The 12,461-nt window shown below is 67.0% G+C and carries 13 protein-coding genes; 3 read left to right on the forward strand and 10 right to left on the reverse strand.

The window, feature by feature from the left end; translation table 11 throughout:
• Window positions 1-156: 156 nt before the first annotated feature.
• On the reverse strand, window positions 157-363 hold the full coding sequence (locus L6Q67_RS13240; protein WP_296570061.1) for a cold-shock protein: 207 nt from the start codon (window positions 361-363) through the stop codon (window positions 157-159).
• A gap of 434 nt (window positions 364-797) precedes the next feature.
• Between L6Q67_RS13240 and L6Q67_RS13245 the strand changes: the two genes are divergently transcribed.
• From L6Q67_RS13245 to L6Q67_RS13255, 3 genes are read left to right on the forward strand one after another with little or no spacing between them, the layout of a single operon-like run.
• Window positions 798-2,060, forward strand: coding sequence for an ATP-binding protein (locus L6Q67_RS13245; RefSeq protein WP_296570063.1), 1,263 nt, complete (start codon window positions 798-800; stop codon window positions 2,058-2,060).
• A complete protein-coding gene (locus L6Q67_RS13250; RefSeq protein WP_296570065.1) occupies window positions 2,057-2,602 on the forward strand; it encodes a response regulator transcription factor in 546 nt (181 codons plus the stop codon). Before L6Q67_RS13245 ends, L6Q67_RS13250 begins: the two co-directional genes overlap by 4 nt.
• Window positions 2,599-3,000, forward strand: a complete 402-nt coding sequence (locus tag L6Q67_RS13255; protein WP_296570066.1) for an RNA-binding S4 domain-containing protein — start codon at window positions 2,599-2,601, stop codon at window positions 2,998-3,000. Before L6Q67_RS13250 ends, L6Q67_RS13255 begins: the two co-directional genes overlap by 4 nt.
• Window positions 3,001-3,019: 19 nt before the next feature.
• Here the strand turns inward: L6Q67_RS13255 and L6Q67_RS13260 are convergent, their stop codons facing one another.
• From L6Q67_RS13260 to L6Q67_RS13300, 9 genes are all read right to left on the reverse strand, one after another.
• Window positions 3,020-4,303: an OmpA family protein gene (locus tag L6Q67_RS13260; protein WP_296570068.1), complete on the reverse strand. Its 1,284-nt coding sequence runs from the start codon at window positions 4,301-4,303 to the stop codon at window positions 3,020-3,022.
• A 129-nt stretch (window positions 4,304-4,432) separates the two neighbouring features.
• Window positions 4,433-5,305 carry an AEC family transporter gene (locus tag L6Q67_RS13265; RefSeq protein ID WP_296570071.1) on the reverse strand — a complete coding sequence of 291 codons (873 nt, stop codon included), beginning with the start codon at window positions 5,303-5,305 and terminating at the stop codon, window positions 4,433-4,435.
• A gap of 93 nt (window positions 5,306-5,398) precedes the next feature.
• Window positions 5,399-6,736 (reverse strand): ATP-dependent protease ATPase subunit HslU, encoded by a 1,338-nt coding sequence (gene hslU, locus L6Q67_RS13270; protein ID WP_296570074.1) that lies wholly within the window; start codon window positions 6,734-6,736, stop codon window positions 5,399-5,401.
• Window positions 6,733-7,272: an ATP-dependent protease subunit HslV gene (hslV, locus tag L6Q67_RS13275; protein ID WP_296570076.1), complete on the reverse strand. Its 540-nt coding sequence runs from the start codon at window positions 7,270-7,272 to the stop codon at window positions 6,733-6,735. Before hslV ends, hslU begins: the two co-directional genes overlap by 4 nt.
• A 74-nt stretch (window positions 7,273-7,346) precedes the next feature.
• A complete protein-coding gene (locus L6Q67_RS13280; protein ID WP_296570078.1) occupies window positions 7,347-8,582 on the reverse strand; it encodes an STAS domain-containing protein in 1,236 nt (411 codons plus the stop codon).
• A gap of 71 nt (window positions 8,583-8,653) precedes the next feature.
• On the reverse strand, window positions 8,654-9,445 hold the full coding sequence (locus L6Q67_RS13285; protein WP_296570084.1) for a metal ABC transporter permease: 792 nt from the start codon (window positions 9,443-9,445) through the stop codon (window positions 8,654-8,656).
• Window positions 9,442-10,029: an ATP-binding cassette domain-containing protein gene (locus L6Q67_RS13290; RefSeq protein WP_296570086.1), complete on the reverse strand. Its 588-nt coding sequence runs from the start codon at window positions 10,027-10,029 to the stop codon at window positions 9,442-9,444. The genes L6Q67_RS13285 and L6Q67_RS13290 overlap by 4 nt, the downstream gene beginning before the upstream one ends.
• A 9-nt stretch (window positions 10,030-10,038) precedes the next feature.
• Window positions 10,039-10,947, reverse strand: a complete 909-nt coding sequence (locus L6Q67_RS13295; RefSeq protein ID WP_296570088.1) for a zinc ABC transporter substrate-binding protein — start codon at window positions 10,945-10,947, stop codon at window positions 10,039-10,041.
• An 11-nt stretch (window positions 10,948-10,958) separates the two neighbouring features.
• The gene (locus L6Q67_RS13300) at window positions 10,959-12,416 is read right to left on the reverse strand and encodes a TonB-dependent receptor (protein ID WP_296570090.1); all 1,458 of its coding nucleotides are present in this window, start codon (window positions 12,414-12,416) and stop codon (window positions 10,959-10,961) included.
• Between the last annotated feature and the right edge of the window lie 45 nt (window positions 12,417-12,461).

Consider the following 12,461-nt stretch of genomic DNA (forward strand, 5'->3'; position numbering starts at 1 on the left):
GCTTCACTTCGTTCGCTGTGATCAACTTACGGCGGGACTTCCACCCGCAGGAGGGCGCCCATGCTGGGCGCACAAAGCAAAAAGCCCGGCATATGCCGGGCTTTTTGTGGAGCTCCTTCCTGCCCGGCGAAACGCCAGGCAGGCATCGGACGGTGATTACTCAGCCGTGCGGATGTTGGAAGCTTGCTGACCCTTCGGGCCGGTGGTGACGTCGAAAGTCACGCGCTGACCTTCGGTCAGGGTCTTGAAGCCGGAGCCTTGGATAGCGGAGAAATGAGCGAAGAGGTCTTCACCGCCAGCTTCCGGGGTGATGAAACCGAAGCCCTTGGAATCATTGAACCACTTCACGGTACCAGTTGCCATTTTGAATATCCTTTAAAAGAAAAAGCAGGGACGTGCCCTGAGGGTAGGGCGAAGCTCAAGATGGCGGGGTGATGAAGGAAAGACTGCCGCAGGACTGCGGGTACTGAACCAGACAACAACAACACTACTTGAAGATCGCGATCCGTACTGTGCACTGTATTTACAGCCAACGCAAACACTATTTGGATGCCCAAAACAGGCAGACCCGCGCGCGTGCCTCATCGCCGGGCTTCAGGGCGCCCCGGACGCAGGCGAAATAATGACATTGGACTTACCCTGCTTGCGAATGGCAACCGGAATGGCCGCCCCGGTGCCTAGGAAGCCCCAGCTGCGACAATCCACCGCATTCCACCGCGGGGAGGGAGGCGCTAAATTCACGGATCAGTCGGCCGCTGCCGGCTCCTGTCGTCCCGCGCTGCGGGGATAATCACCCGATGCCCCTGCCCCTCGCCACCCACGCCCCGTCCAGCCCCGTCGATGCCCTGCGCCGCCTGATCAACCTGCGCTGGCTGTCCATCAGCAGCATGCTGCTGGTCGTGGTGCTGGTGCCCTGGCTGCTGGACATCCCCATCCCGGCCCGGGCGCTGCTGCCGGTGGCCGGGGCCCTGGTGCTGATCAACCTGCTGTCGCTGCTGCGGGTGGGTGGCCTGCGCGACGTTCATCCGGCCGAGCTGTTCCTGCAGCTGAGCGCCGACCTGGCCGCCTGGAGCGTATTCCTCTATTACACGGGCGGTGCCACCAACCCCCTCATCTCCCTGCTGCTGCCCCTGGTGGCCATCGGCGCGGCCACCCTCACCGCCCCCTTCGCCTGGGCCATGGCCGCCTTGGCCGTGGCTGCCTACTCGGTACTGTGGGATTTCAACGAGCAGCTCGACATCTACGACTCGGGCCTCGCCGTGCACTGGCACCTGGCCGGCATGTGGCTCACCTTCGCGCTCTCTGCCGGGGTGATCGTGTGGTACGTGGTGCGCATGACCGCCGCCATCCGCAGCCGCGACCTGGCCCTGGCCGAAGCCCGCGAGGCCCGCCTGCGCAACGAGCGCATTGTGGCCCTGGGCAATCTGGCCGCCGGCGCCGCCCATGAGCTGGGCACGCCCCTGGGCACCATGGCCATCCTGGCCGGCGAACTGGCGCGCAACCCGAGCCTGGATGACGAGGTGCGCGCCGACGCCGAACTCCTGCGCGAGCAGGTGGGAAACTGCAAGGCCATCCTGGCGGGCCTGACCCTGCGCGCCGGCAGCCTGCGCGCCGAAGGCGGTGAGGTGCTGGCCACCGACCAGTGGCTGCGCGGCATCATCGAACGTTGGCGCCGCCTGCGCCCCCATGTTCCGCTGACCACCACCTGCCAGTGTGGCGACCCGGCCCCGCGCCTGGTCGCCGATGCAACGCTAGAGCAGGCCATCCACAACATCATCAACAATGCCGCCGACGTGAGCCCCAACGGCGTCGAATGCGAGGTCGGAGTCGAAGAGGCACAGATCGTGGTCCGCGTGCTCGACCGCGGCCCCGGCCTGCCCCCCGGCTTTCGCCCGGGGCCGGAGCGCCCCCTGGACGGCAACAGCGACGGGCTGGGGATCGGCCTGCTGCTGGCCTTCGACGCCGTCGAGCGCTGCAGCGGCAGCATCGCCTTCTCCCCGCGCCCCGGTGGCGGCACCATCGCCACCCTCACCCTTCCCCTCTCAGCCCTTCGCCCATGAGCCCGCAGGACGCCCCCCACATCCTCGTCATCGATGACGACCCCGCCTTCAACCGCGTGCTCACCCGCGCCCTGGGCCAGCGCGGCTTTGCCGTCTTCGGTGCCCAGGAGCCCGAAACAGCCCTGAGCCTCGCCCGGGAACACGAGCCGGAATACGTGATCCTCGACCTCAACATCGCCGGCAGTTCCGGGCTGCGCCTGATCGCTCCGCTGCTGGCCGTCAATCCGGACTGCCGCATCCTGGTGCTGACCGGTTACGCCAGCATCGCCACCACTGTGGACGCCATCAAGCTGGGTGCCACCCAGTACCTGGCCAAGCCCGCCGACGTGGACGCCATCCTGAAAGCCCTCAACGCCACCGATGTGGTCATCGCCGACGACGAGATGGCGGCTGGCCCGATGTCGGTGGACCGCCTCGAGTGGGAGCACATCCAGCGCGTGCTGGCCGAGAACGAGGGAAACATCTCGGCCACCGCGCGAGCGCTTAAAATGCACCGTCGCACATTGCAACGGAAGCTGGCCAAGCGGCCGGTCAAGGAATGAAACCAACGGAAGACCACGACGCACGCGTCCGCCTCGACAAATGGCTGTGGGCAGCACGCTTCTACAAACATCGCACCCAGGCCACCGAAGCCGTGGACGGGGGAAAGATCCAGCTCAACGGCATCCGGGTGAAGCCGGCCCGGGACGTGAAGATCGGCGACCGCATCGACATCCAGATCGGTGACAGTCATTTTTGCGTCGAAGTGAAGGGCATCGCCGACAAGCGCGGCAGCGCCACCATCGCCCAGAGCCTCTACGAGGAGACGGCCGACAGCGTGGCCGCCCGGGAAGCCCAGCGGGAGCAGCGCAAGCTCGCCGCCACACCGGGCTCCGACATCCACGGCCGCCCCACCAAGCGTGACCGCCGCCAGATCGGGCGCATGATGGGCGGAGACTGAGCGCCCATCGGCACCGCGCTCAGCAACCGATCACCTTGAACTCGACGCGGCGGTCCAGCACATCACTGGCGTCGTCGCGCCCGTTGCCGATCATCATCTGCGTGGATCCCGCACCGCTGGCGATGATGCGCTTGCCCAGGCCCGTCGACGCAGCGTCCAGCCGGCTGCGCACGTACTCGGCCCGCAGCAGGGACAGGCGCTCATTCAAGGGCTCGGGGCCCGTCGCGCTGGTATGCCCTGCCACTTCGAGGCAGGTTCCGGCCGTACTCGCGGTCTGCGTGGCGATGGCCTTCAGCCACCCCGTGTAAGAAGCACTCAGCGGACCGCCCTGCACGAAGGCGGTCGAGCCGGGCCGGAACAGGAACTTGACCGCCAGACGGCGGTTTTCGAGGCCGAAGTCGACAATCCGGTCGAAGGCCGCCGAGGCCTGATCCTTGCGGCCCAGCTTTAGGTTGGCCAGGTAGATGCCATTGAGCACGCGGAATTGCTTGCCCGTGGGCGTCGCCGCCACCCTGGCGTAAAGATCGAGCGCGTCCCGATAACGGCCTGCATCGTAGGCTTCGATGGCCTCCGACACGAGCGCCGCTGACGTGATGCGCTCCAGGTAGGCCGGATTGATGGGGTCTCCCGCCTTCGTTCCCTGGCAGGTGCGGATATAACCGTTCGTCGCCGGGTCTTCGGACCAGGCTGGCGCGTCCCTGAAGAAGGGCAACGGCGTCGGATCGACCCCTTCGGGCAAGGCAAAGGCCAGCCCCTTGCTGACCAGCTTGCCACTGCGCAGATCCGCCAATGCCAGACAGATCCGGTACGCCTGACGCGGGCCCGAGGTCTGACGTTGAGCGTTGACGCCGGTGAAGGTGCCAATCAGCACCAGCGGGCCCTGGGCGACGGTGGCCGCCGAAAAGGGCTGCACCTCATACTGGGGATACTGCGTGCGCATCATCCGGGCAAGGCGCTCACCCATGGACTTTGTCGCCATCGTCTGGGCCCCTGTCATGCCATCGATCAGGGGGTCGATCACCACACGGTACCGCCCCCCGGGCGATGCACTCTCGGGCGGCAGCTTGGCATTGCTGAACAGCGCCGTCGCCGCACTGAGCACGGCCTTGTCGTAGGCCTGGATGGGAGGAGGTGCAGGGGGAGGAACTGCAGCGGCCGGAGGCGGCGGTGCAGTCCCCTGCTCACTACCGGGGGCGGCAGGGGCCGGATCCGGGCTGCGACAGCCCCCTGCCACCAGCACCGCCATCAACACCGTCACCCACAACACATCTCGGCCACGGGACGAACAGAAGCGCGTGCGCATTGCCGATGCTCCTTCTGGTTCGAACGACAGAATGGAATAGCAGACAGAGCCTGCTGCCGGCAGGCTCTCGCCGTCTGAAATTCACTCTAGCATGCAATCCGCGAGGGAGAAGGGCCGGATGCCTGCGTCCTAGAGGCCGATGGCCAGCGCCAGGGGCAGGAAGGCCAGGGCGGCCACATTGCCGATCAGCACGATGGAGGCCACCTTTTCGGGCTCCTGGTGGTAGCGCTCGGCAAAGATGTAGTTGAGCACCGCCGGCGGCAGGGCGCCGAAGACCAGCAGCAAGGCCCGCTCCCGTTCGGGCAGGGGCACCACCAGCATGACGGCGGCCGCCAGCAGCATGCCGATCACCGGCCGGGCCGCAGCCCCGATCAGGCCCAGGCGGATCTCGCCGATGCGCGACTCGGTGAGGCGTACGCCCAGGGCGAAAAGCATCAGGGGAATGGAGATCTCCCCGAGCATGCGGATGGCGATCATCGCCGGCTCCCACACCTCGAAGCCACTCAAGCCCACCGCCAGCCCCGCCATGGTGGCCAGCACGGACGGGACCTTCCAGATGCCGCCGAGCTTGATCTGATGATCCAGCAGCCAGGCGCCGAAGGAAAAGTGCAGCAGGTTGGAGACCATGAACATAACCACCGCCGGCGCCAGGGCCTGCTCACCAAAGGCCAGCACGGCCAGGGGCAGCCCCAGGTTGCCGCAGTTGTTGAACATGATGGGCGGCACCAGGGTCTTCGGGGCGATGCCGAGGAGCCGGGCGGCCAGCAGGCCTAGCAGCCCGGAGCCGACCACCACCGCCAGGGTGGCCGCCAGCAGGGGCAGGAACTCGGTGATATGGAAGGACTTGTTGGCCAGCGCCCCGAACACCAGGGCCGGCACGAACACGTCCATGTTCAGCTTGTTGGCGTGGGACAGATCGGGCTTGGCCCGCCGACCGACCAGAAAGCCGATGGCAGTGATGGCGAACAGCGGAAAGAGGATGGAGACGATGCGCAGCAACATGACCGGAAACCTTGGAGTCCGGACAGGCGCCGGTAGAGACCCGATTGTAGGGCCGACCCCGGGGGGCCGGCGTCGGGGTTTTCCCGAAAGGGCTTACAGCACGTAGCGGGCCAGATCCTCGCGCTGGGCCAGCATCTCGAGGCGGCCATCCACGTAGGCCGCGTCAATACGCACCGTTTCGGTACCGGCCTTGCCGGCCTCGAAGGCGAGCTCTTCGAGGAGCTTCTCCATCACCGTGTACAGCCGCCGGGCACCGATGTTCTCGGTCTTCTCGTTCACCTGGAAGGCGATCTCCGCCAGGCGGCGGATACCATCGGGCGCAAACTCCAGGCTCACGTCGTCGGTGGCGAGAAGCGCCTCGTATTGCCGCGTCAGGCAGGCATCGGTCTGGGTCAGGATGCACTCGAAGTCCTCCACCGACAGGGAGTCCAGCTCCACGCGGATGGGGAAACGACCCTGCAGTTCGGGAATCAGATCACTCGGGCGGGACAGATGGAAGGCACCGCTGGCGATGAACAGGATGTGATCGGTCTTGATCATCCCGTACTTGGTGCTGATTGTGGTGCCTTCCACCAGGGGCAGCAGATCCCGCTGCACGCCCTGGCGCGACACGTCGGCACCATGGGCATCGGAGCGGGTGGCGATCTTGTCGATCTCGTCGAGAAAGACGATGCCGTTCTGCTCCACCATGCGCAGGGCCTCGGCCTTCATCTCCTCCTCGTTGACCAGCTTGGCGGCCTCCTCGTCGGTGAGGAGCTTCATGGCCTCGCTGATCTTCAGCTTGCGGGACTTCTTCTTTCCGCCGCCAATGTTCTGGAACATGCTCTGGAGCTGGCCGGTGAGCTCTTCCATGCCCGGGGGGGCGAGGATCTCGGCGCTCATGCCGGGCACGGACACCTCGATGTCCACTTCCTTGTCGTCCAGGTCGCCCTCGCGCAGCTTCTTGCGGAATTTCTGGCGGGTGGCGTTTTCCTCGGCGCTGGCCGGCTCGGCCCCGAAGCCCACGGTGGAGCGGGCCGGCGGCAGCAGGATGTCGAGCACCCGGTCCTCGGCCGCATCCTGGGCCCGGTCGCGGACCTTCTTCATGGCCTGCTCGCGGTGGGACTTGATGGCGATTTCCACCAGATCGCGGATGATGGTGTCCACATCCCGGCCGACGTAGCCCACTTCGGTGAACTTGGTGGCCTCGATCTTGATGAAGGGGGCGTTGGCCAGGCGGGCCAGGCGACGGGCGATCTCAGTCTTGCCGACCCCGGTGGGGCCGATCATCAGGATGTTCTTGGGGGTGATCTCGCTCTTCAGCGGCTCGGCCACCTGGGCGCGCCGCCAGCGGTTGCGCAGGGCCACGGCCACCGCCTTCTTGGCCTTGCGCTGGCCGACGATGTGCTTGTCGAGTTCGGAGACGATCTCCGGAGGGGTCATCTGGGTCACGGCTTCAGCACCTCGATGGTGTGGCAATGATTAGTGTAGATGCACAGGTCGCCGGCGATGGTCAGGGACTTCTTGACCACGTCCTCCGGCGCCAGCTCGGTGTTTTCGATCAGGCCCCGGGCGGCGGCCTGGGCGTAGGCGCCACCACTGCCGATGGCCACGATGCCCTGCTCGGGCTCGAGCACGTCGCCGTTACCGGTGATGATCAGGGAATTGTCCAGGTCGGCCACCGCCAGCATGGCTTCCAGCCGGCGCAGGGCACGGTCGGTGCGCCAGTCCTTGGCCAGTTCGACGGCGCTGCGCACCAGGTTGCCCTGGTGCTTCTCGAGCTTGGCCTCGAAGCGTTCGAAGAGGGTGAAGGCATCGGCCGTGCCGCCGGCAAAACCCGCCAGGATGCGGTCCTGGTAGAGCTTGCGCACCTTGCGGGCGCTGGCCTTGATGACGATGTTGCCCAGGGTGACCTGGCCGTCGCCGCCAAGGGCAACGTGCCGGCCGCGCCGGACCGAGAGGATGGTAGTGCCGTGATATTGTTCCATGGGATGGATATGGGGATCGAAAAAGCAATTACAAGCCCCACCCGGCGCGCCTCCAGGCGGCCGCCACCGCCCACTCAACCGCGCAGTTCGATGCGCGCCACCTGGTGGAGTCCCATCACCTGCATCAGCGCGGCGACCATGGAATTGACGCCCTTCAGCACCACCAGACGCCCCTGGGCGTGGAGCTGGGAGACGATGTTGAAGAGGGTGCCGGCCGAGACGAAATCCATGCGCCGAAGCTGGCTGCAATCCACCTCCACCTTGGTGCGCCCGCTGGCAAAGGCGGTGATCTTGCGCAGCACTTCGGTATTGGGACCGACGACCTCGCCATCCAGGCGGTAGATATCGCTGATCTGCACGTCCAGCACCTCGGCCCCCGTCTGGCTGGCCGTGAGTTCGGGCGGTGGCTCCCAGGAGGGCGGCGACTCCTCGAAGGTCATGGCGAAATCGACCGCCAGCTCCTCGAAGCGGTCGTTCTGTTCGGTGTACTGCAGCACTTCGAGCAGCAGCAGCCAGACCGGCTTCTGCTCGGCCTTGCCGGGGGTGACCACGCCCCCCAGCACGGAGGCGAGATGTCCGGCCCCCACCAGGGACAGCCGGATCTTGGCCTTGCGCAGCCCGCGCACGGCCCGCAGCAGCAACTCCGCACCGGCGTTGTCCACGCCACGCAGGCGGCTCAGGTCGATGCGCAGGGCGCCGGTGCGCATACCGATCTGGATGAGCTGGGCAAACTGCCCTGCAGCCTGACCATTGAGGATGCCGGAAAGATTGACGGTCTGGACCTTGGCTTCGGTGCCCCTGGCCCCCTGGGGAGAAAGGTCGAGCCAGGCCGGAGGAGAGCGCTCGAACTCGGTGGCGTAGCTGAGGCTGAGCGCCTCGAAGCGCTCCCGGTGGCCGATCAGGCGCAGCAGATCGAGGAGCATGCCCCACAGGGTCAACCGGGCGTCGGCACCCTTGGTGGTGTCGAGGGCATGCTCGAGAACGGCGCGGGCTTCGTCGTAGCCGCCATTGGCGTAAAGGATGGCGGCCTCTTCGGCCGAGGGAGACATTTCATCGACACCCTCCTCCACGTGCACCTTGTCGGCACACTGGGCCATGACACGCTTCAGGTCGCCACCGGCAATGGTGAAATCGAGGGACGAGGTTTCGTTGCGCGCCTTGCCCGGCAGCCGTGACAGCGGCGCCTGGGAGAGGGGCGGGGGTGAAGCAGGCGGGCGGGCGCCACCCTGGACGGGGTCGGTGCCGACCCGGGGACGCGGTGCTGGACTTCCGGCAGGCGCAGGCTTCTTGCCGAAAAACGGTAGCGCCACTCCACTTCCTCCAGTTTGGTTTGATCAGGGATTAAACAGGATAACACTCAACAAAGCATGAGCAGCCTGATTTACAAGCGGTCGGATTTCACACCCAGCAGCAGGATCAGGGCAACCAGAAGCACTGCACAAACCGGGCCGAAAGGCTGATCGAAAGCCAGCGACAACGCAAAGGCAAGGCTGTATCCGCCCATGCCGATGAGCGCCGCCAGACCCAGTCCGAATCGCCAGCTGCGGCCAAAACGGTAGGCCACCAGCGGCGGAACGAACACCAGGGCAAAAGCCGCCATCACGCCGATGCTGACCGTAGCGAGGGCGATCACCACACCGGCCAGCAGATCGAAGAGCATCAGCCGCGGCCGCGCGTCCAGCCCCCGGGCCTGGTGAAACTCGGGGAAGAAGCGCGCCAGCAGCAGGGGCCGGTTGAGACGCAGCAGCACCGGGACGGCCCCGGCGCAGACCAGTCCGACGGCCAGCAGATGCCCTTCGCCGGTAAAGTACAGCTGACCATCGAACAGGGCATGCCCGGCCTGCTCGGCCAGCGGATGGTTGGCCACCAGCAGCACCCCGGCACCCCAGGCGAGGAGCATCATCAGGGCGTAGGCGTTGGCCCCTGCGGCGGCCGCGATACCCTTGGCCAGGGCCGCCAGCAAGGCCGCCAGGGCGCCACCGGCGAGCATCGGCCAGCCGAGCACCATGGCCAGCAAGGCCCCCGCCGAAGCCATCTGGGCGAAGGCCAGCGCAGCCAGCCACTCGCCGCGCAGGCGCAGGTACATGCCGATCAGGGGCAGCAGGCCAGCCAGCAGCAGGCCGGTGAAAAACGGTACCCGGAAGAGCGGGTCGAAAAGCAGTTCGAAACTCATTGCACCGGCACCACCTTGTCGACGCCCACCTCGATCACCCGGGTACACACCCGGTCGATCAGCGCCGGGTCGTGGGAGACGATGACGATGCCCTGGTCAGCATGGGCGCGGCCGAGCCAGTCGGCCAGGTAATCCACCCCGGCCCGGTCGAGATTGTTGCTGGGCTCATCGAGCAGCACGATGTCCGCCGGCGCCGCCAGACAGGCCCACAGCCGCAGAAACTGGAGCTGACCACCGGACAGGCGGTCGAGCCGCCAGTCGAGCCGCTCGGTCAGCCATGGCGGCAGCCCGGCCGGCGCAGCGCCGGTCAGGGCCAGCAGCTCCCTGCCAGTAAGGGGCACGCCGCGCAGGTCGTCAAAACCCTGGGCCTGGTGGGAAATGGCCAGCCCGGGCGCCTTCTCGACACGCCCGCCAAACACCTTCACGCCGCCCCACAGGGCCTTCAGCAGAGTGGACTTGCCGGCGCCATTGGGGCCGGCAAGTCCGAGGATCTCGCCGCGACGCAACTCGAAGGTCAGGGGGCCGGCCACCGGGGTCGCGTAGCCCGCCATCAGCCCGGTCACGCGAAGCAGGATCCCGTCCATCACATCTCCTTACTTGAGGCCGCCGAGCAGGCGCTGCACGGTATCGTCGAACAGCGCCGTCAGATCCCCCGCCGCCGGGTTTCCGCCAACGGTGAAGGGCAGCACCACCACCGGGATGCCGGCCCGCTCGGCAAGCCAATCCGAGGCGGTCGGGCGGGCGTAGGCCGCGCGCAGGATCATCCGTGCCGGCGTCTCCTTCTGGCGCGCCAGCAGGCTGGCCAGATGGGCACTGCCGGGCTCCACGCCGGGCTTGGGCTCCAGGGCGCCCAGCTCCTTCAGGCCGAGCCAGTCGGCCATGTAGGCAAAGGAGCGATGCTGGACCCACACCGGCACGCCGCGCAAGGGCGCGGCAGCCTGTGCCCAGCGGGCCATTGCCGCCTGCCAGCGCGCGCTGAAGCGGGCCAGGTTGGCAGCGTAGGCGCTGGCGCCGGCCGGATCAACCTGGCTCAGCCGGGCGCTCAGGGCTTCGGCAACCTTCAGGATGTTGCGCGGATCGGTCTGGACGTGAGGGTTGCCCCCCGGGTGCACATCGCCGTCGGCGCGATCGAGGCGGGCCGGCACTTCGATCAGCCGGACAGCGCCGGCGGCTTCGAAATAGCCGGGTTGGCCAGGCTGGATGGCGGCATTGCCGGCTTCCCGCAAGACCACCGGCAGCCAGCCGATCTCCAGATCGGCCCCGGTGGCCACCACCAGCTGGCTGCCCCGGGCGCGGGCAATCAGCGACGGTTTGGCCTCGATGCGATGGGGGTCCTGCAGGGCGTTGGTGGCGGCAAACACCTGGACCCGCTCACCACCGATCTCCTTCGCCAGGGCCGCCCATTCGGGCACCGTGGCGAAGACGTTGAGGGCGGCAAAGGCAGGCAGGGCCAGCGCCGCCAGGAAGACAGCGGCAAGATGAAGCATCAGTTTCGCAAACATGGCGGGGCTCCTCAAAACTTATGGGCGCCATGGGCGCCGAGGCTCATGATGTATTGCAGCCAGACCTGGTTGTCGGGCTCGTCCCGGCGGGACTTGTCGCGGGCCAGCTGCAGGCGCAGGCGGGAAAACTCCGACGGAGACCAATCCAGCATCGCCGACTGGCGGCTGGCGTTGTAACCCGCCAGGAGGGGCAGACCCGCCGGGTCGAGACTGCCGAGATTGGCCGTGCCGCTGTCGAGCCAGTCGCCACGCACCCCCACGCGCCAGCGCGGCATGAACTGATACACCGCCTGGAGATAGCTGCCGGACTGGCGGAAACGGGCCGCCGAACTGGCCTCGGCGAGGCCGCCGATGTCGTAGTTCAGATCGCCGCTTTCGCGCCGCTGGAAATACTCCCCCTGCACTTTCAGATTGGTCACGCTACTGTTGCCGTTGGGCGCCCATTTGTAGACGAAATCGGCAATCCAGGTCTGACTGCGCCCCGAGAAACTGTGGGCGAGGGCCGTACCGGCGGCATCGGCGCCATCCTCGAAACCCCGCTCCCGCGGATTGGTGCGCACATGGGACAGGCCCACCTGCCACGCGGACTCGGTGCCGATGTCACCGCCGAGGTGGGCGAAGGCGGTCCACAGGCCCGCCCCATTGCGATTGCGCTCGGCGCCGGGGAATTTCTGCCCGCTGGCCACTTCGGTGCCCAGCTCGAGGAGAAGATCCGTGGGCGCCACCCAGCGCAGTTGCACGCCGTCGTTCTGCAGGCGATAGCCGAAGAAGGCCTTGTAGGCCAGCGGCGCGTCGGCGAAGTCCCATTCGTGGGGGTGCTGCTGGTTGAGGTAACCCACCCCGGACAGGAAACGCCCGGCCTTGACCTTCAGGCCGGAGGACAGACCCAGGGTTTCCACGTTCACTTCCTCCACCTCGACCACCCCGGCACCGTCATCTTCAGCCAGGGCGAAACGGGCGTTGGCGCGGAACAGGTGGTCCACGTTGGCCGAGAAGGCCAGCTCCGACTCACCCAGCGAGAAGCCCTTGCGGGGAGGGCCGACTTCGCCACCCGAGGGGATGAAACCGTCGATGCGGTAGGCGCCCGGATCGCGCTGGAAACGGGTGAACTTGCTGTCGATGATCAGGGAAATGGAGGGATTGAAGGCGCTCTCGGCCACCGGCCGGCGTGCCACGCTGTCGGCGGCGGCCTGGGCCTCGGCGGCGCGGGCCTCGACCTTGGCCACGGACTGGACCGCGGTGCTGGCGGTGGAACCGGCCGCTGCCGCGGCGGTGGCCGCACCGGCGGCACGCTGCTCGGTTTCGGCCAGCCGGCGCTCGAGGGCCTCGATGCGCTGTTGGTAGGTATCGCGCAGCTCACGGATCTGCTGGCGGAGTTGTTTCAGATCGGCATCGGATGCCGCGGAGGCGACGGCCGGAAAGGCCGCGGCGAGGGCGACGCAAAGCGCGCCGGGACGAACGAAAGTCATGGCTCGGATCTCCTGGGATCGGTCCTGAAATGGGGGCTGCCGGCG

The sequence above is a fragment of the Zoogloea sp. genome (assembly GCF_023150065.1).
In the GTDB taxonomy this organism is placed as follows: Bacteria; Pseudomonadota; Gammaproteobacteria; order Burkholderiales; family Rhodocyclaceae; genus Zoogloea.

What these genes read in the sequence shown, in the direction of transcription:
- L6Q67_RS13300 (WP_296570090.1), bottom strand. Translation starts at nt 12,416, where the DNA reads ATGACTTTCGTTCGTCCCGGCGCGCTTTGCGTCGCCCTCGCCGCGGCC.
- L6Q67_RS13260 (WP_296570068.1), bottom strand. Translation starts at nt 4,303, where the DNA reads ATGCGCACGCGCTTCTGTTCGTCCCGTGGCCGAGATGTGTTGTGGGTG.
- L6Q67_RS13245 (WP_296570063.1), top strand. Translation starts at nt 798, where the DNA reads ATGCCCCTGCCCCTCGCCACCCACGCCCCGTCCAGCCCCGTCGATGCC.
- L6Q67_RS13240 (WP_296570061.1), bottom strand. Translation starts at nt 363, where the DNA reads ATGGCAACTGGTACCGTGAAGTGGTTCAATGATTCCAAGGGCTTCGGT.
- L6Q67_RS13285 (WP_296570084.1), bottom strand. Translation starts at nt 9,445, where the DNA reads ATGAGTTTCGAACTGCTTTTCGACCCGCTCTTCCGGGTACCGTTTTTC.
- L6Q67_RS13250 (WP_296570065.1), top strand. Translation starts at nt 2,057, where the DNA reads ATGAGCCCGCAGGACGCCCCCCACATCCTCGTCATCGATGACGACCCC.
- L6Q67_RS13295 (WP_296570088.1), bottom strand. Translation starts at nt 10,947, where the DNA reads ATGTTTGCGAAACTGATGCTTCATCTTGCCGCTGTCTTCCTGGCGGCG.
- L6Q67_RS13255 (WP_296570066.1), top strand. Translation starts at nt 2,599, where the DNA reads ATGAAACCAACGGAAGACCACGACGCACGCGTCCGCCTCGACAAATGG.
- L6Q67_RS13265 (WP_296570071.1), bottom strand. Translation starts at nt 5,305, where the DNA reads ATGTTGCTGCGCATCGTCTCCATCCTCTTTCCGCTGTTCGCCATCACT.
- L6Q67_RS13290 (WP_296570086.1), bottom strand. Translation starts at nt 10,029, where the DNA reads ATGGACGGGATCCTGCTTCGCGTGACCGGGCTGATGGCGGGCTACGCG.
- hslV (WP_296570076.1), bottom strand. Translation starts at nt 7,272, where the DNA reads ATGGAACAATATCACGGCACTACCATCCTCTCGGTCCGGCGCGGCCGG.